This window comes from Nostoc sp., assembly GCF_036918015.1.
Classification (GTDB): Bacteria; Cyanobacteriota; Cyanobacteriia; order Cyanobacteriales; family Nostocaceae; genus Nostoc.
On sequence record NZ_JBALEO010000074.1, the window covers coordinates 1 to 22,966 of the forward strand.

Consider the following 22,966-nt stretch of genomic DNA (forward strand, 5'->3'; position numbering starts at 1 on the left):
CAACCTCACTGTTGCGCCAGATGAAGAGAACTTGGAATCTAATGCCCCAGCAGAAACTGCAATTGAGCTAGATCGAGCGATCGCAGTTTCTGAAGGACTGGCAATTACTACAGATGGCAACCTCACTGTTGCGCCAGATGAAGAGAACTTGGAATCTAATGCCCCAGCAGAAACTGCAATTGAGCTAGATCGAGCGATCGCAGTTTCTGAAGTACTGACAATTACTACAGATAGCAACCTTGCGATCACTGTTGTACCAGATGAAACGGAAGAAGATGAAGATATTCAGCCTGTAAGTCCTGTGTGGCTCAAAGGAGAGACGGCAGAGCAGATTTTACAAAATTTAATAGATTTAGCTTTACCCACCTCTGAACTGCTGCCCAAAGATGAAAAGGTTACAGATTCTTCGGCAACACAACTACCCCCACCATTACTGCTAACTTTAAGTCAGGATAATTATATTGCTCGTTGGGGACAAGCTCTGATAATCAACGGGTACATAGAATTCCAAGAAAAGACAAATCTAGATTGGGATGAAACATTATCTCCAAAAAGCTTGCGGGCGCTTGAAGTAGAAATTGAACTGCGATCGCCCAATAACTCGAAAATCTTGACTAAAGTACGGCAACCCTTATCTGATAATAAGGAGTTGCCCTTTAGTATCAATACCTCAATTGATATTCCTGCTGATTGTGAATCCAAGCTAATTTTGGCAGACATCAGTTTGTATGGTAGATTCGCCGATGCTGGTGAAGTCATTCGGTTAGCCAGCCAGTCTTTTACAATTACAGCAGATGTAACAGAATTACTGGCAATCACAGCCGCAGCAAAATCCAGTACATCTTTAAATAACCTCGTAGCAACATCGGACTTATCTGCTGCTTTCACAGAAACAGAGACACCTGTTAGGCTAGATTTGAAACTATTAAATCTGGTCAAGACTCCAAAAACAGACCAGTCTCAGATAGTTCATCTATCTCCAAACACACCTTTACCAGCGCAAATTAACCTGCAAGTTCTGCGAGAAGCTAATCTGCGCACATCTAAGTTCAAGAATTCAAGCATTTCGTTGCCTCAATTACCGAAACTACCTCCTATTCAAAGTAATGCCAACATTCCCACAGATGTTGTTGCAGAACCACAGACACCGGAGGAGCTTGTAGAAAAGGATGCTACTGCTACTATAGCCACTATCAACTTAGAGCAGTTGGTCATCAAGCAACGTCGAATGCCAATACTTGAGACTACTTTGCCATACTTGAAACGGCTACAAGCTTCGCCAGATGATGCCGAAGAAAAAGTAAAAAACAATGTTCCTCCAGATGCATTGGAAGTTAAAGCGGCTGAAGACTTGCCAAAGTTGGACGCAACTGTGGCTGAAGATGAAAATATACCTGAATTAGTAGTAGGTGATGCACAATTCCAGGAAGAATCTGTTGCTGAAGTCGTAGTCCCACAAAATGCACAATTTCAGGAAGAATCTGTTTCTGAAGTAATAGCCCCGCAAAATGAACAATTTCAGGAAGAATCTGTTTCTGAAGTCGAAACCCCCCAAAATGCACAATTAATTACAACCGGAAACCTTTATTCATCTCCCCTGCTCAGGAAGTGGATGCAGAGCCAAGGATACTCTTTGCCTGAATCTATCAACGATCTGCAACTTCAAGATTACAATAACTATGTTCCACCACAGCAAATACCCCTTCCTCCTAGTGCAGAAAATGCGAATGTTGATGTTAACTTGCCGTTAGACCTAGATGCCAACACGGAGAATAATCTGAGCGAAGATTGGAGCAGTTCACAACTTCTCCTGACTGAAACGCCCAAGGGACAAGAGACATGGGAAGAAGTCGAAGGGTTGGCTCCTGAACTTGAGAATTTTGGGGAAGATATAGACACAGCCAAGGAAGTGGAACTAGGGATTGGAGAAGATACGGAAATAGAAAAATTACTAGAAGAATCAACAATCTCATCGGCTTTGTTAACACAAGTACCGCCCCCTCCCCCTCCAATAAAAATGAATATAGCGTCAGCTTGGTTGGCGCAAGAAATCGTTGTAGATGATACAGATAGCGAACTGGAAGGCGATACAACAGAGAATTATACCTTTGAAGAAAAGGAGCAACCACTGTTATATTCATCTTCTTCCTTACCTCTAATTGCAGCAGCCACTGAGCCTTTGCCAACTCCACATTTGTATGTGCCAGAAGGTGAATTAATTGCTGGCAAGTCTGTCATCGTGCGCGTAGTACTGCCGGAAGTACCTCTGCAAGTTGTTGTCAAGTTATGGCTGGAAGATTATCAAACTCGCTGCTTACTAGATGGCCCCCATTTATTGACAAATTTACTTCCTAATGTGTCGGGAGATTTGGAAGTGATGACACAATTAAACATTCCCTTTGGCTGTTTGGAAATTCGCTTAGGAGCGATCGCACTCGATCTTACAACCCAACACGAGAGTCATAAAGTCACAATAGTGCGAACCGTGATTCCTCCAGACTTGCCAAGCTTGCAACTAGATGAACTCTTGGGTATGTGAGGTGGTACAGGAAGTTTTTGGTAAAGCTGATTGCGCTATTTTGCTGACATAGCGCAATCAGCTTGCCACTGAAGGGAAGTGAGGTAAGCAATTAACAACGTAAATAAATATTAAAAGCATCGGAGGTTTGAGGTGTTTTCTAGGTACGCGAATTATACCACTTGTATTCGTTCAGACAATTTTGATGCGATCGAACAGGAAGTGACGCGCTTGTTAGAACAGGAGCCAGACTGTCTGCGTATTCCCCAGCCTCCTCAGCTTGTATGCAATCTGGATGAATATCTGTGGGAAGTAATTGTACGCAAAGAGGGAATTGTATGCTTTTTTAATGGAAAGGGTGGGTGGATTGTTGGCTTGTTTGCTGGTAAGAGCGGGTGGACGATTGTTAAGACTTGGCCAGTCGATCTGCTTTGTGCGCGTGCAGAAGGTGCTAGTCGTCCTCGTTTGTCAGCACTGGCAATGGAATTAGGGTGCGATGCTTTTCATTTTTGGGTGACTCGTGACATCAACGGTATCTTGGTAGAAACTGATGCAACAGGTCACATCTTCATTTCTGGTTCGGCTGACAATGAAGAAGGTGAAAGTTATGAGTTTTATGGCGAACAAATTGATGCACCAGGCTTGTTCCCGCAGTTTTATCTATTGTCTGTGCCACAATCGATGGAGGCGGCAATGCGAGTGAACGAAGATCCTGAAATTGCAAGGATTGAAACTGAGTACGAGCGGGTGTTGTTAGAAGCTCCAGATTCAGAGTCATTATTTAACTTAGAAGATGAAGTACTTAAAGGTTCTGCCGAACGCATCGATAACGCTTTGGCGCAAGTCATAGACAGATCCAAATCCTGGTATGTGAATCTAGCTTACGATGTCTACACAGAACCACAGGAGTTAGAAGCCAAAGGGGTACGTTTGCTGTACTTCCAACCCCCAACTACGTACAATCCTCATCCTGTCATCCTGCTAGCACCTGAGCCTCTGTCTAAAGATGATGAGGACGAATCTTTCTAATTTTTAATTCTCAGTAACAGGTGATAATTGTCACTGAATTCACTAATAAAGATTTTAGATTAAGAGCTTTAGGGGCGGTAGTGCGTAGCTTGCCACTTTAAGCATCGCTGATTTCCCTATTCAGCTAGAGGTAGAAGTCCCAGCACTCTCAAAACTGGACAATCAATTAGACAGACTTAACAACCTAGCAGACAACAGGGAAAAGCTTACAGTATCAAGTCTTATAGTTGGACTGCGTGAGAAAATGATGGATTATATGGTGAATAGGCGATCGCGGCCTCATATCTTCCCCTGTGTTAAAAATATGAAAGAATTTTAAAAATTTGGCAGAATTTGCAGTAAGCTCATCTTGAATTGTAGTGTGATTTCATAGGAACCTTTACTATGGCAACTTCTTTTTTACCTACTGTCTTGGCTAGTACTTCGTACTTGTCTGCTATCTTCGTGCCCATAATTGGTTGGGTTTTGCCAGGTGTAGTCTTCGCGTTTCTGTTTTTATACATTGAAAGCGACGATATCAGCGATATCAACTGATACTGATGTAGTCATTAGTCACTTCTACTGAGCGTTCGCGCAGCGTCTCGTAGAGAAGCCGTTGGCGCAGCCTCTCGTAGAGAAGTATTAGTCATTTGCAAAAAACAAATGACAAAAGACAAAGGACAAATGACCAAAATTAATACCGCCCATCTCATAGAGACAGGCGGTTTTTTTAACGTTGATTTCTCAACAAATGCTAGAAAAGTTCTAACTTATAGTATTCGGTTCAAACTAACTAATGTTAAATCGAAGAACCGAGTCCGGCGTAGGCACCATAAAAGAAAATGCCCAAGACTGTAATTATACCTAAACCTGCGATCGTAGCGACGACCCACAGGGGAATTCTCCCACTTCCAGACACAGCTTCTCTCCTCCCTTAACAACAAATCAACACACGTTCAATAAACAAAGACTAACAACACTAGTTCTCAGTTAGTTAAAGAAGTAACTGGAAAACAGAATCCCCAGAACGAAAACTAGTAGTAGTCCCAGGTATAGCGAAGTCCGGTTTAGTTCAACCGGCTGATTATTGGGATTGGGCGATCTTTCTGCCATAGTTGCTCCTAACGATGAATAAATTGCATTGCGGCGATCGCGCCCAAAAAGAATACAGTTGGTACACCTAATGTGTGTACTGCCAGCCATCTAACGGTAAAAATTGGATAGGTAACTGGTTGATTGATGTTGTTTCCGCTAGTCATGATCTCAAACTACTTTCCAATAAATTCTTCAACTTGTTTTTTCGCTTCAAAACGGTTCTTCACAATTGGCACTTCTTGGCGTGCTGGTGTGAAATATTCGTTGGGACGGGGTGTACCAAAAGCATCATAAGCCAGTCCGGTGCTGACAAATAGCCAACCAGCAATAAATAATGCCGGGATGGTGATGCTGTGAATTACCCAGTAACGAACGCTGGTAATGATGTCCGAAAACGGACGTTCTCCAGTGGTACCTGACATTTAGATCCCTACCTTATACATAGAGTGTTATTGAGTTTATTATCCTACAAAGATAAGAAAGAGTTACAAGTTGCAACGTTCTTCTCAGAAATAAGTACTGGGGATTGGGTATTGGGTATTGGGAAAACTCGTATCCAGTCCCCAGTCCCCAGTCCCCATTAAGCTGCTTCAGGATTTGGTAGATATTTGAGCAAAACGCCGCGATCGCCAATTATAAATCCCCGCTCTGGCTCTAAGAACACAATCTTGTACAAATTAGCCGCAACTTCTTCTATGTCACGGTCTTTTTCCCAGGTTTTGCCACCGTCGCCGCTGCGTAGCAAATTACCGCTACCGCCACCTATCCAAATTTCATCGGGTGTGCGATATGCCAAATCCAGTAAACCCCAACTGGTGGATAACTCTGGATATTTTGGCTCTTGCCATTCTTCAGATTTAGTTGGGTCACTAAACTGAACTTGACCTCCTCTAGCTAGCAACCACAATTGCCCATTATCACCAAAGCCCATGTTTTCTACTCGTCGAGAACTATTGCGGTTATGGGGAACCCAAGCATCTTGGCCTGGTTCCCAAGTCGAGTAGAAGCTACCCTTAGCAGAAACGGCAACATATTTACCATCAGGAGAACGTTCCAAGTTACGCACCACACCCACTGCTGATTCCACCTGGGCTTTCCAGTTTTTGCCGCCGTCTGTAGTTTTATATATGGCTCCCACATCAGTAGCCATTTCAGCTGTATTGTCTGCTAGCGCCTTAACTGCGATCGGGCTACCAGGTAGCTTTTCGCTCAGGGGGATACGCGACCAAGAAGCACCTTCATCGGTAGTGTGTAGTAACAGTCCAGGCTCTCCGGCAATCCAGCCTTCTTTGCCTGTAAAACTTACTGAGTCAAAGCGATACTTCTGCTCATCCAGTTGCAGTGTTATTAGTTTCCAGGTATTACCACCGTCATTGGTTTCCAATAGGGTGGCATTGCTACCGACTAAGTAGCCATGCTCAAGGTTATCAGTAAAAGCAATATCCAGTAAATTCGAGTCTGTTGGCACAGAAATTACTTTCCAAGGGTTGTAGCTAACAGAGGGAACTTGGCTACAACCTATGCACATCACGACTACTATTAACAAGGCAAATATTCGTTGCCAACCTTTCACAATTGAATGCATCAGTATTTCTTAGTTATTTCTAAATTTTTGTAGGAGTTGGCAGCCAGGATGCTGTAAAGTCCTGGCTTTTTCATTTTGAATTTTGTTAGCGCAGTGTAAAGCCTCTGGTAGAGAGCGTTATTTGGAATTTCTTAAAGGCTGTCATTGTAAGCCGTAAAGACTGATAAAAAACAAGAAGCCAAGAGCCAAAGCACCAAAAATTAGGATATTCTTTTGGGTTGGCGTTAGGTTGTTAACACCCAAACCATAACCGAGATTTTCTTTAAAGCCGGATGCAGTACCGGCAGGGCCGATGTTGGCAAAAGCGGTCTTTTTAGCAGAACAAACTGGACAGCGCCAATTTATGGGCAGTTCTGCAAAGAGTACCCCGGAAGGAATATCATGCTTGTCATCTCCCTTCTCAGGTTCGTAAACATAACCGCAGGCGCGACACTCGTAGCGGTCTAACACCGGAGTCTCAACAGCTGGTTCGCTCATGGCTAAGGCCTCGCAGAGAAGAAATCTTAAATATACGTTAAAAATTATGACATAATTGTTAGACTTTTCTATCACTAGCAAAAGTGAATCAAATACTTGAAGTCCGTCTGTTTCCCAGATTTCAGAAAAACCAAACAGATATAATGTAAAAGAAAGTTACGCAGTTAAGGGATTGGGCGTTGGGTAAAACAGTTCCGAGTTCCGAAAGTTCTGAGTAAAGAAGTGAGATTCCCTACTCAGCACTCAGCACTCAGCACTCAGCACTCAGCACTCAGCACTCAAAACTCACTACTTAAAATACTCCATAAGCGGTAGATACTCATTGTGTTTGTCCTCAGCGGTTACGAGTACCTTCTAGGCTTCTTCATCATCTGTAGCCTAGTACCTGCCTTAGCGCTCTCAGCTTCCAAGCTCCTACGACCCAGTGGTTACAGCCCAGAACGTCGCACCACCTATGAATCTGGCATGGAACCCATCGGGGGAGCCTGGATTCAGTTCAACATCCGCTACTACATGTTTGCTCTGGTCTTTGTCGTCTTTGATGTGGAGACCGTATTCTTGTATCCTTGGGCGGTAGCTTTCCACCGTTTGGGGCTATTGGCTTTTATTGAAGCGCTAGTCTTTATTGCAATTCTTGTAGTCGCTTTAGTTTACGCATGGCGTAAAGGAGCTTTGGAATGGTCTTGAATTCTAACTTAACAACCCAGGGTAAAGAACGAATCATCAACCCCATTGAGCGTACCAATGTCACTCAAGACCTTTCAGAAAACGTCATTTTGACGACGGTTGATGACCTCTACGACTGGGCGCGGCTTTCTAGTTTGTGGCCGTTGTTATTTGGTACTGCTTGCTGCTTTATTGAGTTTGCAGCTTTAATTGGTTCCCGATTTGACTTTGACCGTTTTGGACTAATTCCCCGTTCTAGCCCCCGCCAAGCTGATTTAATTATTACGGCAGGGACTATTACGATGAAGATGGCTCCGCAACTGGTGCGTCTTTATGAACAAATGCCAGAGCCAAAGTATGTAATTGCGATGGGTGCTTGCACAATTACTGGCGGGATGTTCAGCGTTGATTCCCCCACAGCAGTGCGCGGAGTCGATAAACTGATTCCTGTGGATGTGTACTTACCTGGTTGTCCTCCCCGTCCAGAAGCAATTATCGACGCAATCATTAAGCTGCGGAAGAAAATCTCCAATGAATCGATGCAAGAGCGGGATAAAATTAAGCAAACCCACCGCTATTACAGTACGACTCATAACCTGAAGCCAGTAGAAGAAATCTTAACTGGTAAGTATTTGCAGTCAGACACTCGCTATGCACCACCGAAGGAATTGGCGGAAGCGATTGGTATGCCAATACCACCTGCACTGCTGACAGAAAAGGCGCAAAAGGAGGAACAAACCCGTGGCTGAAGAAGAATCTAAACCAGTACCAGCAGCGAAAGAAGAGTCATTGGTACAAGCGGGTAAAGTTTCCCAGTGGTTGACGGAAAATGGTTTTGACCATGAGTTTTTAGCACCAGACAAGAATGGTGTAGAGATAATTAAGGTGACGGCAGATTTTTTGCTTCCTACCGCTACAGCCCTTTATGCTTATGGGTTTAATTATCTCCAGTGTCAAGGTGGTATTGACCTTGGCCCAGGACAAGAATTGGTGAGTATGTATCACTTGATTAAAGTCGGTGATAATAGCGATCGCCCCGAAGAAGTTCGAGTTAAAGTGTTCTTACCACGGGAAAATCCTGTAGTGCCTTCTGTGTACTGGATTTGGAAGACCGCAGATTGGCAAGAGCGCGAGTCTTACGATATGTACGGCATTATCTACGAAGGACACCCAAATCTCAAGCGGATTTTGATGCCGGAAGATTGGGTAGGTTGGCCTTTGCGGAAGGATTACATCTCGCCTGATTTCTACGAGTTGCAAGACGCTTATTAGAGATTGCTGAATCGAGACGCGATTAATCGCGTCTGTACAAGATAGTGGTTTCGGCAGTGATTAACCCCTTTCCGGTGGCGGAGAGGGGTTATGTTTTTGGTGTTTCATGTCAAGTCGGTTGACAAAATTTGCTGTAATTCATTGACTGTATTTACTGTTTTAATTGCCTGTTGAATTGCTTTTAATTTTTGCAAATCTGTAATTTGAGAGATTATCGGCATCAATTCTAAACCTTGATTGCCAAACTTAATTTCTAATGCTAATTCAATTCCTGAATATAATTCCTCCTTTCTTCCTCGCAGTTCTCCACGTGCTTCCCCGCGTGCTTCCCCGCGTGCTTCTCCACGTGCTTCTCCTTCGCGTAAAATTTCTTGATACCAAGGCGATTCATGTAATACAGCCATATCCCACCTCATAATTTCTTGAACGAGCGTACTCTCTAAAACAAACGTAGCAAAAAAAGCCAAGACTGTTTCTAGTTGGTTTAGTTGTTCATCAGCACGAAGAATTTGTAATGCTTCTCTAATAGTAGATTCATTTTCACCACCTTTGAGAATGGGTACAAACGGCAGTAAGGATGGTAAGGGTTGTTGAAAAGCAATCTCGACATCAACTTCCCACAGGTTAATGACACGGTAATCTTGAATAGCACGTAAACCAGCAATATTTGATGCATAACTTGTCGGTATTTCAGCGTCACTTGCCTTGAGGATATTAATTAGTACTGGATACGTTGGCAAATTATATTTTTCTTCTGCAAGTGCTGCATAGGCACGCATTCTGCGCGGCATTTCCGGTTTATAGCGGAGTTGTAATTCGTTAAGAACGAGAAATTTTCCCTGCTGGGGACTTTCGACACGGATTAAAACATCACTTTCTCGACTTATCCACTGAAATTCTGAGTTGAGAATTTCGCCAGCAACAATATCAGGAATTTGCGTTACCCATTTTACCCAGTTATCAGGTGCAAGGCTGATTAAGCGTTTGGTGCTGACATCGGCGGGTTTTATCATGGGGTTGTAAACGCATTGAAAGTTATCAAATAATTGTACTTAAGACTGGATTACAGATATTCAGATTTTTGATTGGACTATTTAGAGAAAGCGTAGACAAAGCCCGCACTTCGACTTGGCTCAGTGACCATCGTAGACATCGCACCCAATCTGAGATAATTTCAGTGCGATCGCTAAAATGCTCAGTAAGATTTCCTAGTAATCGGAATCGCTATCTCTACCGTTGTATCTGTATTTGTGGGACAATTTAATCTAAATATTTAAAGTAATATGTCAGAAACACCCCAAAACGACGGCATTTGGATTGTGACGGATGAAGTGCCGCAAATATCGATTCCTGATGGTGCTAAAGGCGTGAGTACTAATACACGCAGTTGGGGAGAGGAACCTATCAGGGATAGTACTGGTAGCAAAGGGGTAGGAGATGCCGTTAAGGTTAGCGCTCAAACATTAGAGCAAAATATGACTCACTTTCTCAAACTCGTGGGAAGTTTGTTTAGTCAAGCTGAACAGCAAGCAAAAGTCAACTCCAAGATGCAGCTAGATGAAATTGAGCTATCGGTAGAAATTAGTGCAGATGGGGAAGTTAAATTAATTGGCAGTGGTGTCAAAGCTGGGAGTAAAGGAGCGATTAAGCTGAAGTTTAAGCGCCAAGAACCAGGGTGAGATGGCAAAAAATTGGGCGATCGCGATCGGTATTAACCAGTATGATTATCTGCAACCGCTAAACTATGCCAAGCGGGATGCACTGTTAATGCAAGAGTTTCTGGTCAATGAAGCTGGATTTGAGCGGATATTCTTCTTCTCCGATGACTCACCTGAACTTGCTGGAAAATCGACTCGCCCAACTCGCACTAACTTGCTGCGAGTCTTACGACAGTTATTTGAGAAACCCTTTATGGGAGCAGGGGATAATTTCTGGTTTTTCTTCAGTGGTCATGGGATAAGATACGCTGACCGTGATTATCTCATGCCCTGTGATGGCGATCCAGAGGATATTGAAAACACGGCAATTGCGATTAACTTTGTGAGTGAACGTCTGCGTCGCTGCGGTGCTGATAATGTTATCTTGATTCTGGATGCTTGTCGCAATGAAGGCAAAAAAACAGGTGAAGGAATTGGGCGACAAACCGCAGAAGAAGCACGTCAACAGGGAGTTATCAGCATTTTTTCTTGTATTCCCCAGCAATATTCTTATGAAATTGATGCTTTACAACAAGGTGCTTTTACCACTGCGTTACTAGAAGGGTTAGGAATTCAAGGTAAATGCGCTACTGTTGAACGATTGGAGCAATATCTCAAGTTTCGTGTGCCTGAATTGGTTCGCCAGTATAAGAATACAAGGCAAACGCCTTATGTGATTGCTGAACCTGTGAATAAATCTCACCTAATACTTGTGCCACGATATGCAACTCTAGCAGATATCGCCACGTTGAAAAATGATGCTTACCAAGCAGAAGTAAACAGGAATTTAGATTTAGCAGAGCAATTATGGATTCGGGTATTAGCTGCGGCTTCAGGGCAAGATATGGAGGCAATCAAAGCAATTCAAAGAATTGAAAGGTTGCGGTGGGAACCTCAAGAACCATCTTCACCATTGCCTAATTCTAGGATTGAAAATTCCACTAAGGGAATATTTACAGTTGAAAAAAATCCCTTAAAAACCTTTCAATTTGAAGTGGTTACAGTAAATGTAAAAGGAAATATCACTAACCGCCATAATGAAGAAGCGGAATATTTTGAAGAAGATTTAGGGAATGGTGTCACCTTGGAAATGGTGCAGATACCAGGGGGAACCTTTACGATGGGTTCACCACGAGGGGAAGCGGAACGATACGATAGTGAAAGTCCACCGCATCAAGTAACAGTTCCTGGGTTCTTCATGGGGAAATATCTAGTTACCCAGGAGCAGTATCAAGCAATTATGGGTAGTAACATTAACATTTTTCAAAAAATTCTAGGTAATAACAATAATCCTTCTAATTTTAAAGGTGATAAGCTACCTGTAGAACAAATAAGTTGGGATGAAGCGGTAGAATTTTGTAAAAAACTAAACCAGAAGACAAGACGTAAATATAGATTACCTAGCGAAGCTGAATGGGAATATGCTTGTCGTGCGGGGACAACTACACCGTTTTATTTTGGTGAAACGATTACCACAGATTTAGTTAACTACAACGGTAACTATCCTTACGGCTCTGCACCAAAGGGCGAATATCGTGAACAAACAACAAATATAGGAATATTTCCACCAAACTCTTTCGGTTTATACGATATGCATGGCAATGTATGGGAATGGTGTCAAGATGCATATAATGACAATTACCAGGGTGCGCCAAAAAATGGTAGTGCGTGGCTAACTAGTAAAAATAATGACATTAAGCTGCTGCGTGGCGGTAGTTGGCTTGACAGCATGCGTAATTGCCGTTCTGCCATTCGCGGCAATTACGCTCGCGCGTTTCGTATAACCGATGTTGGTTTTCGTGTGGTGGCGGTGGCTGTGACCTGAGTACTCCCCAAAGTCAGAGTTAATAAGTGGGAATTTATCGAGCGTACACCAGGGAGTCCAGACCTGAATCAGCGAGGAAGGCGACAACCTCCGAATATAAAACCGAGTCGGATAGCTTGGTAGGTTGCAAAACCGAACAGTTGTTCGACTCAATTAATTTTGCGAGATTCCCGACTTTTTGAAAAAGTCAATAATTTGACCACCCCAACTTACAATTAAGTCTAATTTGAGGTTTGACAATACCTTTAGCCCATTTGCGATCGCACTCAGCATCTCTATCGTAATTGGTGCGTAGGCGTAGCCCGTCGTAGACATCGCTGGACTGATTAAAATCCTAAAATCTGGCTAATACCAATATCTAGTGCAGGTTAAAATTAAATATGCTCGTGAAAAAAGTTGTATTCATAGCAGAGCTACTACAAAAATTAAAAGCTTATGACAGCAAGCAATATTAGGCAGCAAATTTTAGAGCGTCTTAAAACATTACCCGGAGAACAGGTGAAAACTATCCTGTTAACGTGGCTGACTGGTACATCCACTTCTTTAGAAGATTTTGAACGATTACTGACACATCAAGCTACTCAAACAACAGAAGAATCATTTGAGTACGGAGAGATAGACACAGAATTAAATTTTCAACCTCTTACTGAAGCCCAAATGGTTCAACAGAGCCAATCTGCTCTCGAAGCTTACCGTTCTACAGGTTCAGGAATAGCCCACGATCGCGTGCGTGAATGGGCAGACAGTTTAGGAACAGATCGAGAACGTCCATGTCCCAGATAGTTTGGACAGAAACTGCAATTGACGACTTAAATCGTCATTACGATTTTGTAAAACTGAATAATCCTGATGCAGCAGCACGCGCAGTACAAGCAATTGTTTCTTCAGGCGAAAGTCTAGAGCAGAATCCTCGTCGAGGTGCAATTGTAGATGAAATAGCAGGCTTACGAAAACTTTTGGTTTCTTTTGGTAAGTACGGCTTTATAATTCACTACGTTATTTTTGAGGATGATGTTGTTATTCTACGCATCTATCACGGGCGAGAGAATCGACCTCGTTAGTATTAATTTTAATGGTGCGTTGTCACAAAGGTCAACGCACCCTTATTTAAAGAAGCGGCGAGTCCAAACAATTACTTCACAGATGTCACTGTTTGGTTTACTACTGGGCGTGGTTTCTTGCGGTCTGACCTGCGCGTTCCACCAGCCATCCCATACTCATCACTATTTTTGCCATAGTGAGATGCAACATTCAACAGCATTTGCTCAGAATAAGTATTCAACTCACGTTCTGCTTCTATTAATGCATTGTGTGTCTTATCTACTATTATTTGTGCTTGATTATAAGCGGCTAACTTTTCTCGTAACTCAATTACTTTAGTGTTGTAAGTAGCAATTGAAAACCCATTACTAAAGTCTAACTCAGGGTTAATTGTCTGCATTCCTTCAATCCGTCGTTCAGCTTTAGTCAGTGAGATGGAGTTTCGTTTCCGTTGCATATAGTTTTCCTATTTGGATTTATTTATAAATAACCCTGACTTTATACACTGAGTTACTTATATATCATCAGAATACGCAATAGGCAGATGCAGCAGCCACAGTGAAGTTACAGAATTATAAAAGCATTGGATGGCATTAGCCAACTTGATAGATGCGGGTATATTTGCTGAAATTTGTTGAGAAAAGCTGGTTTTAATGTCGCAAAAGCTAGTTTTGATGTCGCAAAAGCAGGTTTTGATGTCGCAAAAGCTAGTTTTGATGTCACAAAAGCTAGTTTTGATGTCGCAAAAGCTAGTTTTGATGTCACAAAAGCTAGTTTTGATGTCGCAAAAGCAGGTTTTGATGTCGCGGAGCTTTATCTCATGTAGAGACGCGATTTATCGCGTCTAAAAAATTGACGCGTTAGAGAGACGCGATAAATCGCCGTCTCTACAAAGAATGTACTCGTCAATTATTCCTTGACAGACTACTAACTAATAGTAACAACAGCTACCATTACATCCGCTAGAGGGGGATGAGACGAAGCGCACTAAAAATTTATTTTTATAACTGAAAATTTTATTTTATTTATGTGTTAAGTAGCTTTCAGGATGTTATCTGTATAATCTATCATTCAGTTTAAATTATCGAATGTATAATCTATCATTCTATATTATTGATTATTGACCTCTGTTACTTATTGATAGGTTGAATGTTGGGAATTAGGGTATCTCTTTTTAAGACATAACATACCACTCACCTAGTAGTTATTTATTAACGGAATTTGAGAAATTATGTAGGCATACTCTATTCTAGACATGACCTAAACTTGTGCTTCAAAAATCATGAGCCATTATATGAATAGTTAGCACGTTTACGGCACTATCCAATGTCTGAAGACTTATTAAACTCCTTTCAAGAAGCATACAGCAATCTCGAACTGTTTCCGTTGATGGAACGGAACGAAATGGAAAGATTTCGAGTCGAATATGGTGATGATTTGATTGCAGACCTGAACCAATTAGTGGAAGATAGCCCTAATGGAGATGGCAAAATAGTCTTTACAGGACATCGAGGATGTGGTAAGTCTACTTTGTTAGCTGAGTTTAGCCGACAAATTCAAGATAAATATTTTGTAGTTCTCTTTTCTATTGCTGACAAAATTGAAATGTCGGCTGTTAATCATATTAATATACTGTTTGCGATCGCAGTTAATTTAATGACCGAGGCCGAAGCCCGCAAAGTTGATATTCCACAATCTACTAAAGAAGCTCTTTATAAGTGGTTTGCTACCCGCACTCGCACTGAAGAATTAAATTTGCAAGCAGAAGCTAGTATAGGTTTTGACCTTTTAAAATTGATTAGTTCTAAATTAAAAGCTGATGCTAGTGTTCGAGATGAAATCAAACAAGAATTTGAACGCAAGTTATCAGATTTAGTTGCCAGAATTAACGAAATCGCTGCACTAATTCAAGCTGCAACTAAACAAAACGTTTTAGTAATTATTGATGATTTAGATAAACTTGACTTAGGCAGAGTTAACGAAATTTATCGAGATAATATTAAAGCTCTCTGTCAACCTAATTTTCAAATTATCTACACCATCCCGATCGCAGTTCTTCGAGAAACATTTATTAGCACAATTATTGCCACTGAAACCAACGATCAAGTTGTGGCAATGCCTGTCTTAAAAATATTTGATAAAGGTAAAAATCGCTTCCCAAATGCCCAACCTCGCCCGGAAGCAACAAAGATTCTCGGTGAAGTTTTACAAAAGCGGATTCCTAGTGAATTAATTGCGCCTGAAACGGCTGAAAAAATCGTAATTTACAGTGGTGGCGTATTGCGAGAGTTAATTCGCATTTCTAAGGAATGTTGCCGCATTTGTTTGCGAACGATTCGGCGTAATCCTTCAGCCAAAGTTATCATTGATGATAAAATTCTTCTGCAAGCAATCAATAAAATTCGCAATGATTTTTCCATACGCTTAGGAAAAACTGATATCGATATTTTGCAGAGTGTGTATGAACAATTTATGCCCAACGATCCCAAACAAGCAGAGTTTTTAGATTTGTTACATGGGCTATATGTTCTAGAATATCGCACCGATGAAACTTGGTATGATGTTCATCCAATTATTATCGAAAGCTTGAGAAGACAGGGAGCCATTAATGTTAAATGAAGATTTATTAGATGATGAAGGAGAAAATCAGGATGCGTATGATGATTTAATTGTTTCTATTGAAGCTCAAAAGCGGGGATTAAATTTACTGATTGCGGTTTGCGATGATGCTAGCTTTCGCGAGCAGATTATTGCTCAATATGAAGCCGAACTACAACCCGCCTTCGGTGCATATCGAGTAACTTTAGCACGTCAAGAACCAAGCCTGAAAGCTGCTCTTAACCAACTGGTACAACAAGAAGAATATCTCCGTCAGCAGCATCCGGCGGTAATCACTGTGACGGGTGCTGAACAATTGTATTTTCTCAGGTTGGGAAATGAGCAATCGGAACAGGAGAAATTTTTTGGTTACTTACAGTGGACAAGGGAAGGATTGCGCGAATTTCCATTTGCGATCGTGCTTTGGGTAACTAACCAAATTTTAGTCAGCCTGATTAAAAAAGCTCCTGATTTTTGGAGTTGGCGCAATGGTGTATTTCGGTTTGAATCTAAAAAGACGAATGCTATTCCTGGTAAAGAACTAGAAAATATCCGCTTTGTTTTTCGAGACACAGAATTAGCCAGCACAGATACTAATGAAACTAATCGCTTTTTCTTACCTATTCAAGATTTACAAAAGCTAATCGAGAAAGTAGAACAAGAACAGGGAACTAAAGATCCTACCTTGGCTACTTTATATTCAAGATTGGGCGATATTTACCACAGCAGATTAGATCGGGGTGAATCTCAAAACTATCAAGAAGAACAGGAATTAGCAATTAAATATTGGCGTCAGGCGAGTGAGCTACAAAATGAATTGGGTTTGCAGATAGACTTAGCTAATAGCCTCAACAATTTAGCAGGAATATATCGTGCAACGGGAAACTATGCTGAAGCCGAACCACTATATAAACAAGCTTTAGAACTGAGGAAACGCCTGTTAGGAGAAAATCATCCTGCTTTTGCCACTAGCCTGAATAATTTGGCAGGATTATACAAATCAACTGGACAATATAATAAAGCAGAACTCCTATATCAACAAGCTTTGGAACTGAGGAAAGGATTGTGGGGAGAAAACCATGCCGATGTTGCCGTCAGTCTCAACAATTTGGCATTACTATATGATGAACAAGGACGTTATAACGAAGCAGAACCTCTGTATCTGCAATCATTAGAACTCGAAAAACGTCTGGTTGGTGAAAATCATCTTTCTTTCGCTCTCATACTAAATAATTTAGCGCTACTTTATTATCATCAAGGACGCTACAGTGAAGCTGAACCGTTATCGCAACAAGCAATAGAATTAGATAAGCAATTTTTGGGAGAAGAAAATCCTGATGTTGCCACAGATTTGCACAATTTAGGTTTAATATACCGCGCTCAAGGACGCTACAGTGAAGCGGAATCTTTGTTTTTAGAATCATTGGAACTCAAGCAGCGTGTATTACAAAAAGCGCATCCGCTTTTAGCAGATACGATCTATGCTTTGAGTTATATGTACAGGGAGCAGGGGCGTTACAATGAAGCGGAACCCTTATGTATAAAAGCCTTAGAACTTGATAAGCACCTATTAGGAGAAAATCATCCTAATGTTGCCGAAAGTCTTAATAATCTGGCAGAAATTTATCGTGCAACTGGACGTTACAGTGAAGCAGAACCGCTTTATTTACAAGCTTTAGATATTTGTGAACGAGTCTGGGGTGTAAATCATCCCCGTAGTGTTACTGTTCGTCAAAATTTAGAGAAGCTTGCCGCAGCAATGCAGAATAATTAAAAGGAAGTAGCGATTTGAATGATCTGTGATGAAAAACCTAATAACAATGACTTATAGCGGTTCTCGGTTGAGTGAGGTACAAGAACCCCACCCCCAACCCCCTCCCCGCAAGCGAGGAGGGGACTATGATGTACCTTGTAAGTAGTAGTGCAAAAATATTTATACATTTTGAAAACTTCAAACCCTTGTCATTGCGAGGAACGAAGCAATCGCAATATATATTTATATATATTTAATTTTGCTTAACCACTTATGATTAGTAAACGCTATAAGGTAGGCAATTTATGACTCAAGCTATACCCAAATTAGTAACCTTTGAAGATTTTGCAGCCTGGCGTCCTGAAGGTGGAAGGTATGAATTACATGATGGCGTGATTGTTGAAACGGCACAACCAGTAGGAGACCATGAAGATATTGTCGGGTTTTTGGTTGAAAAAATTGCCGTTGAGTACGTTCGCAATGGTCTACCTTATTTCATCCCAAAAACAGCATTAGTTAAATCTGCTATTAGTCAGTCTTGCTATTCTCCAGACTTGCTATTACTCAACCGTCCTGCTTTAAAATTAGAGCCACTTTGGCAGAAATATTCTACAGTTGAGTTTGCCGATTCTATTCCTTTAGTGATTGAAGTTATTAGTACTAACTGGCGAGATGATTATTATAAAAAGCTAGGTGAATATGAACAAATAGGGATAAAAGAATATTGGATTGTTGATTATTTAGCTATTGGTGGTAAAAAGTTTATCGGTAATCCTAAACAACCTACTATCTCTATCTACCAATTAGTTGACGGTGAATACCGAGTTACTCAATTTAGAGGTGATGACCGCATCGTATCACCTATTTTTCCCCAATTAAACTTGATTGCTCAACAGATTCTGCAAGCTGGTAGTTCCCAGTCGTAGCCGCGATCGCGCACAAGTCTATACTTCTAGATAAGATACCCGACCTCTTAAACAAGTCGGGTATCTCTGGAAAGCTTGCTCAATTGTCCTTCAAATAAATCTACTAGCGAACTCCAACAAAACCAGCTTGTTCAATTGCCCTTTGCCCCTGGTCAGTTAATAAAAGATTGGCATAAGCATTTCCAATCTGCTGTTCTGAACCTTTATTCTGCTTAATAATCACAAACAAATTAGCAATCATTGGATAGCTACCATTTTTGATCGCTTGAGTATTTAGCTGGTTGCGCTGACGCGGACACTGTTCAGGCGAAACCATCGGCTCCTGATACGGGGTAATTAGCTGACCAGAAGTGTTACCCAATGGTAAAGCTTTCACACTACATTGAAAGATTACTGAACGGGCAGAAGCGTAATACACACCACCAGGGGTTTTACTGAGTTGGCGCACTGCTTCTGTAGCAGAGTAGACATATTGCACATTAGCGCCAAATGCTTGCCCTTTTAAGTCGCTATTGCTAGGGAATATTACTGTATCTGCGTCCTCTGGTCGTTGCGAAAAAGCTGTGATGGGTAGATTTGGCCCGCCGACTTGACTCCAGTTTGTAATTTTCCCTAAATAAATCTGCTGCAATTGTTCAACAGTTAAACCAGGCACATTGAGTGATGGATTGACTACCACTGCTATCCCATCCATACCCACTTGACGTTGCTCAAGGGTGAAGCCTCGCTCTTTTGCCGTAGCTTTTTCTTCATCTGTGAGGGGACGGGAGGACTGAGCAAAGTCTAGTTTCCCATCAAGCAACATCCGAATGCCGGAGCTAGAACCAGGACTAGCATTAACAGGGTTTACATAGCGTAATTGTAGTTCGGGGCGATCGCTCTGGATCTGAGAATCTACTAATTGCCGAATAGATGCCCAAGCGGTACTACCTCCGTAGTTGAATGAGGCAGGGGGAACATCAGCAACTGTCTGAAAAGTTGATGCATTATTAGAGACGCGATTGAAATTTTGATTAGAGGAATTAACGCTGTTGCGGGACAATAAATTTGGCTTCAATAACCACCAAAGTAATCCGCCAATAACCATAAGTGTGAGAACTTTACCAATAATCAAACCTCTGAGAAAGAGGGAGATTTCGCTGTTAATTAAAGCTTTTCTTTGATTTGTATTGTCCATATTTTTAAATTTTGTTTAGTTGTATTTATCTTACAGGAATATCTAAGTATTTATCCTACAGTAATCTTGAAATATTTAAATTTACAGTAAATTTGTAATAGCTAGTTAATAGCCAGTCTGATGATTGCTGCTAGATGATTAACTTTTCTAATGTAGTGAAATTAAATTTGCTCTTTGGTAGTTTTTGCAATGGTGCAATTGCTTTGACAGATTCTTCTGTTAGGTGCTGCTTTAGCTAGTAGACTACTTGTATTAGTTAACGGGAACTCAACAAATCTTTCTAGAAAACTCTTTAGTGGAGTAGGTTGATTTGGAAGCGATGTCCCCGTATTAATAAATGTGTAGATTAAAACTATTACTATTAAACTAGTGGTTGCACCAAGACCGATGCCCAGCAGCAAAATAAAGTTTCTATAAGTTAGCAAATAGGTATCATCAGCCTTGTGGTTGATGTCAGCAGATTGTGGAGAATGTGACAACGTTACATCAGAATTAAGCGCTTGTAAAGCTTCTGTGGCAGACTGATAACGCTGGTTGTAGCGATCGCGAACCATTGTATCTAAAATATTTGCCAGAGTATCACTTACCTCTGCCTTGTCGCGCCAGATAACTTCTCCAGTACTGGGATCTTCTGGTAATTGCTCAGGTATTGTACCTGTTAAAGCTTGAATGCCAATCATCCCGACTGCATAGATATCGCTGCAAAGTTTTGGCTTTCCCTTAGCTTGTTCGCTTGGCATATAGCCAGGAGTACCAACAGCAATTGTTAAGCCTGCTCCCAAGGCACCAATTTTCTTAATACTCCCAAAATCAATTAGCACAATCTTTCGATCGGAGTACCGCCGCATTAAGTTTTGAGGCTTAATATCTCGGTGAATAATATCGTGTTGGTGGACGAAAGCCAGTACTTCTAGGATATCTTTTAATAAATTTACGACTGTATTCTCGTTAAGACGCTGACCTGGGACAATTTCTTGAGTCAACGCATGACCGTCAATGAATTCCTGGACTAAATAGAAATCTCCATCTTCATTAAAATGGGCAAACAGTCTCGGAATTTGATCGTGGTCATTGCCTAGCTGGTATAAAACTTCCGCTTCCCGATCGAATAGCTTTTTAGCGATGGGTAGAACAGCAGGGTTGGAATCTTTCGGGTGAAAATGTTTAACGACACAATGAGGTTGTCCTGGTAAATCCAAGTCAATAGCCAAGTAGGTATCACCAGAACCGCCACTTCCTAACTGTTTGACAATCTCAAAGCGATTCCGAAGTGTTTTTCTGTTGAGAGAGTATCTATGCCTGCTACGTGTAGCACCCCCTACTAAGTAAGTATTACCAGATTCTCCGCTTCCCATCACTTTGACAGTTTCAAAGCGACTTCGGAGTGTTTTTCTGACTAGAGGGTTCTGGCTCATGTGGCGTATACTACTTCTTAATTTACTGACCATTCAGAGCTTGAGTGAGGTTATGGATAACTGCTTGCTGCTAGATTTACTGGTATTTGTGGCAGTTAGCCATCGCGCGACCTATGCTTTAGATACGTTTGCTACTTAGTTGCTTGATTGCTTTGTTTAATACCCTTATAAGTATCTTAATACAAAATTAATTTATGAAATACTTCTGTAATATTATCACTTAAGTAAATTTAACACTAGTCCACAGGATTTAAACTGTGGGCAGAGAATAATTAATATTCTATGAGTTAGGATGGTTATTTATTTTAACTGCCAAGTCTGATTACTGACAAAACCTTGAATATTGAAATTTAAAGGCACAAATACCCTTACAGTGTTCGCCACAGTTTTGTTACCAGATTTTAGTCGTTACTAAGTGCGATCGCGTTGTCAGATCAATGTGGGTTTGACGAAAAAACTAAAAAATATCGGGTAAGTTTTTGAGTTAAATATCAAGTAATGGTTTTTGAGTTAATACCAATTTAATGTGAAGTTGCACATATCTTAATCCCCCTAAATCCCCCTTTTTAAGGGGGACTTTGATAGATGTTTTTCCGGTTCCCCCCTTATTAAGGCTACGGTGTACACACAGGTCGAATTACCCCACTTAACCCCCCCCGATATTTTGGGGGGAAACAGGAAAAGCCAGTTCCCTCCCCTTTATAAGGGGAGGGTTAGGGTGGGGTAAAACCTTGGTTAATCAATACTTTCTCCAAAACATCCTACTTTTCCGACCTTTCCCACCTTTTACTTTACTTGCATCCATATCACTTCCAATAACTCAATTGCATCTATAGGATTACTATTTGATTTTTGAACAACACGTAGGGTGTGTTATCGCGAAGCGTAACGCACCATTTTCAAGGCTTTGGTGCGTTAGACTAAAGTCATAACGCACCCTACAAATACTTAATTTTTTTCAGAAATCAAACCGGATTCCTATAGTAAAAGTAATAGTGGGAATAGTCTTAGCTTGTTTTTGTATATTTTTTATTTAACTTTTTTAGGCAAACAATAAATATGTGTTATCTGTAGCCATTGTATAAGGGTAGCACTGCTACGTCTCTACAATCTTTTACACTGATATTTTTATTCTGTTAATTAAAAAAGCCCCCTAGTGGGGGCTTATTAAGTTGTCCGCGTGGATTGAACAACTAATTAATTAATACTCACAGTAGATACAGTAATCCGAACAAAATAATCCAAATCACGTCAACGAAGTGCCAGTAGATTTCGGCTGCTTCAATACCAAAGTGCTTTTCGTTACTATAGTGACCAGGAACGCGCGATCGCCACAACACAGCAACAATTGCCAAAACACCGATAGTAACGTGCAATCCGTGGAAACCAGTCAAAACGTAGAATGCACTGGCAAATAAATTGGTAGTTAAACCAAATTCTAAATGGGTATATTCATATACTTGACCGATCAAGAAAGTAGCACCCATTACAGCGGTAATTGCTAACCAGATTCGCGCACCCCGTGTATCGTTCTTTTTAATAGCAGTGTCGGCATTGTGCATGACAAAACTACTAGAAATTAGATTGATGGTGTTAACTCCAGGTAGCAATAGTTCTAATTCTGGGGTACCTGCTGGCGGCCACACAGGTAAGGTCGCACGGAAAGCCAAATAGGCTCCGAACAGTCCCATAAAAATCATCCCTTCAGCAATCAGGAAAACAATTAGCCCAAACAGCCGATGGTCTGGATGTTCTTCATGATGACCGACAGACGCTTCCGCCGCGTGGTGATGATTCAGTTCCGTTTTAGCTGGGTCAATAGTTTGACTTTGCATGAATTTTGATAAGTGGGGAATGGGGAATGGGGAGTTAAAAGTTAGGAGTTAGGAGTTAAAAATTTTGAACTAACAACT

General features: G+C 41.2%; 26 protein-coding genes. 14 read left to right on the forward strand and 12 right to left on the reverse strand.

Going from position 1 to position 22,966, the window contains the following annotated elements; translation table 11 throughout:
• The first annotated feature begins 148 nt into the window (after positions 1 to 148).
• The 3 genes from V7K61_RS20075 (at position 149) to psaI (ending at position 4,081) form a co-directional block, all read left to right on the forward strand.
• Positions 149 to 2,539, forward strand: a complete 2,391-nt coding sequence (locus V7K61_RS20075; RefSeq protein ID WP_442936343.1) for a hypothetical protein — start codon at positions 149 to 151, stop codon at positions 2,537 to 2,539.
• 132 nt (positions 2,540 to 2,671) lie between these two features.
• Complete coding sequence (locus tag V7K61_RS20080) at positions 2,672 to 3,547, forward strand: hypothetical protein (RefSeq protein WP_335055937.1); 876 nt, start codon at positions 2,672 to 2,674, stop codon at positions 3,545 to 3,547.
• A 384-nt stretch (positions 3,548 to 3,931) separates the two neighbouring features.
• Entirely contained in the window at positions 3,932 to 4,081 is a 150-nt protein-coding gene (gene psaI / locus V7K61_RS20085) for a photosystem I reaction center subunit VIII (RefSeq protein WP_335055939.1), read from the forward strand.
• 244 nt (positions 4,082 to 4,325) lie between these two features.
• On the opposite strand, the gene V7K61_RS20090 is transcribed toward psaI, so the two are convergent.
• From V7K61_RS20090 to V7K61_RS20115, 6 genes are all read right to left on the reverse strand, one after another.
• Positions 4,326 to 4,445: a photosystem II reaction center protein J gene (locus tag V7K61_RS20090; protein WP_012411803.1), complete on the reverse strand. Its 120-nt coding sequence runs from the start codon at positions 4,443 to 4,445 to the stop codon at positions 4,326 to 4,328.
• A 71-nt stretch (positions 4,446 to 4,516) separates the two neighbouring features.
• Positions 4,517 to 4,639, reverse strand: coding sequence for a photosystem II reaction center protein L (locus V7K61_RS20095; protein WP_094332364.1), 123 nt, complete (start codon positions 4,637 to 4,639; stop codon positions 4,517 to 4,519).
• Between the two features lie 8 nt (positions 4,640 to 4,647).
• Complete coding sequence (psbF, locus tag V7K61_RS20100; protein ID WP_012411801.1) at positions 4,648 to 4,785, reverse strand: cytochrome b559 subunit beta; 138 nt, start codon at positions 4,783 to 4,785, stop codon at positions 4,648 to 4,650.
• A 9-nt stretch (positions 4,786 to 4,794) separates the two neighbouring features.
• Positions 4,795 to 5,043 (reverse strand): cytochrome b559 subunit alpha, encoded by a 249-nt coding sequence (gene psbE / locus V7K61_RS20105; RefSeq protein WP_094348030.1) that lies wholly within the window; start codon positions 5,041 to 5,043, stop codon positions 4,795 to 4,797.
• Between the two features lie 158 nt (positions 5,044 to 5,201).
• A complete protein-coding gene (locus tag V7K61_RS20110) occupies positions 5,202 to 6,206 on the reverse strand; it encodes a photosynthesis system II assembly factor Ycf48 (RefSeq protein WP_335055941.1) in 1,005 nt (334 codons plus the stop codon).
• Between the two features lie 141 nt (positions 6,207 to 6,347).
• Positions 6,348 to 6,683, reverse strand: a complete 336-nt coding sequence (locus V7K61_RS20115; protein WP_181930964.1) for a rubredoxin — start codon at positions 6,681 to 6,683, stop codon at positions 6,348 to 6,350.
• Between the two features lie 324 nt (positions 6,684 to 7,007).
• On the opposite strand from V7K61_RS20115, the gene ndhC reads away from it, so the two are divergent.
• The 3 genes from ndhC to V7K61_RS20130 are packed head-to-tail and all read left to right on the forward strand — an operon-like array spanning position 7,008 to position 8,621.
• Complete coding sequence (gene ndhC / locus V7K61_RS20120; protein WP_094333328.1) at positions 7,008 to 7,370, forward strand: photosynthetic/respiratory NAD(P)H-quinone oxidoreductase subunit C; 363 nt, start codon at positions 7,008 to 7,010, stop codon at positions 7,368 to 7,370.
• Positions 7,361 to 8,098, forward strand: a complete 738-nt coding sequence (gene ndhK, locus V7K61_RS20125) for a photosynthetic/respiratory NAD(P)H-quinone oxidoreductase subunit K (RefSeq protein ID WP_181930966.1) — start codon at positions 7,361 to 7,363, stop codon at positions 8,096 to 8,098. The genes ndhC and ndhK overlap by 10 nt, the downstream gene beginning before the upstream one ends.
• Entirely contained in the window at positions 8,091 to 8,621 is a 531-nt protein-coding gene (locus V7K61_RS20130; protein WP_335055944.1) for an NAD(P)H-quinone oxidoreductase subunit J, read from the forward strand. The genes ndhK and V7K61_RS20130 overlap by 8 nt, the downstream gene beginning before the upstream one ends.
• Before the next feature lie 104 nt (positions 8,622 to 8,725).
• On the opposite strand, the gene V7K61_RS20135 is transcribed toward V7K61_RS20130, so the two are convergent.
• Positions 8,726 to 9,634: an Rpn family recombination-promoting nuclease/putative transposase gene (locus tag V7K61_RS20135; RefSeq protein WP_335055946.1), complete on the reverse strand. Its 909-nt coding sequence runs from the start codon at positions 9,632 to 9,634 to the stop codon at positions 8,726 to 8,728.
• 270 nt (positions 9,635 to 9,904) lie between these two features.
• Here V7K61_RS20135 and V7K61_RS20140 point away from each other — a divergent pair, with 270 nt between their 5' ends.
• Entirely contained in the window at positions 9,905 to 10,300 is a 396-nt protein-coding gene (locus V7K61_RS20140; RefSeq protein ID WP_334893118.1) for a Pepco domain-containing protein, read from the forward strand.
• A gap of 1 nt (position 10,301) precedes the next feature.
• Positions 10,302 to 12,143: an SUMF1/EgtB/PvdO family nonheme iron enzyme gene (locus tag V7K61_RS20145; protein WP_335055948.1), complete on the forward strand. Its 1,842-nt coding sequence runs from the start codon at positions 10,302 to 10,304 to the stop codon at positions 12,141 to 12,143.
• A gap of 153 nt (positions 12,144 to 12,296) precedes the next feature.
• Here V7K61_RS20145 and V7K61_RS20150 read toward each other — a convergent pair whose 3' ends face one another.
• Positions 12,297 to 12,458, reverse strand: coding sequence for a hypothetical protein (locus V7K61_RS20150; RefSeq protein WP_335055950.1), 162 nt, complete (start codon positions 12,456 to 12,458; stop codon positions 12,297 to 12,299).
• A gap of 120 nt (positions 12,459 to 12,578) precedes the next feature.
• On the opposite strand from V7K61_RS20150, the gene V7K61_RS20155 reads away from it, so the two are divergent.
• Both V7K61_RS20155 and V7K61_RS20160 read left to right on the forward strand, forming a co-directional pair.
• On the forward strand, positions 12,579 to 12,926 hold the full coding sequence (locus V7K61_RS20155; protein WP_335055952.1) for a hypothetical protein: 348 nt from the start codon (positions 12,579 to 12,581) through the stop codon (positions 12,924 to 12,926).
• The gene (locus V7K61_RS20160) at positions 12,914 to 13,204 is read left to right on the forward strand and encodes a type II toxin-antitoxin system RelE/ParE family toxin (RefSeq protein WP_335055954.1); all 291 of its coding nucleotides are present in this window, start codon (positions 12,914 to 12,916) and stop codon (positions 13,202 to 13,204) included. Before V7K61_RS20155 ends, V7K61_RS20160 begins: the two co-directional genes overlap by 13 nt.
• A gap of 71 nt (positions 13,205 to 13,275) precedes the next feature.
• Here V7K61_RS20160 and V7K61_RS20165 read toward each other — a convergent pair whose 3' ends face one another.
• Entirely contained in the window at positions 13,276 to 13,641 is a 366-nt protein-coding gene (locus V7K61_RS20165; protein WP_335055956.1) for a hypothetical protein, read from the reverse strand.
• A gap of 177 nt (positions 13,642 to 13,818) precedes the next feature.
• Here V7K61_RS20165 and V7K61_RS20170 point away from each other — a divergent pair, with 177 nt between their 5' ends.
• The 4 genes from V7K61_RS20170 to V7K61_RS20185 all read left to right on the forward strand — a co-directional run bounded on the left by V7K61_RS20170 (position 13,819) and on the right by V7K61_RS20185 (position 18,461).
• A complete protein-coding gene (locus tag V7K61_RS20170) occupies positions 13,819 to 14,010 on the forward strand; it encodes a hypothetical protein (RefSeq protein WP_335055958.1) in 192 nt (63 codons plus the stop codon).
• 500 nt (positions 14,011 to 14,510) lie between these two features.
• Positions 14,511 to 15,803 carry an ATP-binding protein gene (locus tag V7K61_RS20175; protein ID WP_335055960.1) on the forward strand — a complete coding sequence of 431 codons (1,293 nt, stop codon included), beginning with the start codon at positions 14,511 to 14,513 and terminating at the stop codon, positions 15,801 to 15,803.
• Positions 15,793 to 17,556 (forward strand): tetratricopeptide repeat protein, encoded by a 1,764-nt coding sequence (locus V7K61_RS20180; protein WP_335055962.1) that lies wholly within the window; start codon positions 15,793 to 15,795, stop codon positions 17,554 to 17,556. The genes V7K61_RS20175 and V7K61_RS20180 overlap by 11 nt, the downstream gene beginning before the upstream one ends.
• A gap of 284 nt (positions 17,557 to 17,840) precedes the next feature.
• Positions 17,841 to 18,461: a Uma2 family endonuclease gene (locus tag V7K61_RS20185; RefSeq protein ID WP_335055964.1), complete on the forward strand. Its 621-nt coding sequence runs from the start codon at positions 17,841 to 17,843 to the stop codon at positions 18,459 to 18,461.
• Between the two features lie 103 nt (positions 18,462 to 18,564).
• Here V7K61_RS20185 and V7K61_RS20190 read toward each other — a convergent pair whose 3' ends face one another.
• The 3 genes from V7K61_RS20190 to V7K61_RS20200 all read right to left on the reverse strand — a co-directional run bounded on the left by V7K61_RS20190 (position 18,565) and on the right by V7K61_RS20200 (position 22,888).
• Positions 18,565 to 19,638 (reverse strand): PstS family phosphate ABC transporter substrate-binding protein, encoded by a 1,074-nt coding sequence (locus tag V7K61_RS20190; RefSeq protein ID WP_335055966.1) that lies wholly within the window; start codon positions 19,636 to 19,638, stop codon positions 18,565 to 18,567.
• A 161-nt stretch (positions 19,639 to 19,799) separates the two neighbouring features.
• Positions 19,800 to 21,053, reverse strand: coding sequence for a serine/threonine-protein kinase (locus V7K61_RS20195; protein WP_335055968.1), 1,254 nt, complete (start codon positions 21,051 to 21,053; stop codon positions 19,800 to 19,802).
• 1,208 nt (positions 21,054 to 22,261) lie between these two features.
• Positions 22,262 to 22,888: a cytochrome c oxidase subunit 3 gene (locus V7K61_RS20200; RefSeq protein WP_335055970.1), complete on the reverse strand. Its 627-nt coding sequence runs from the start codon at positions 22,886 to 22,888 to the stop codon at positions 22,262 to 22,264.
• Positions 22,889 to 22,966 lie beyond the last annotated feature (78 nt).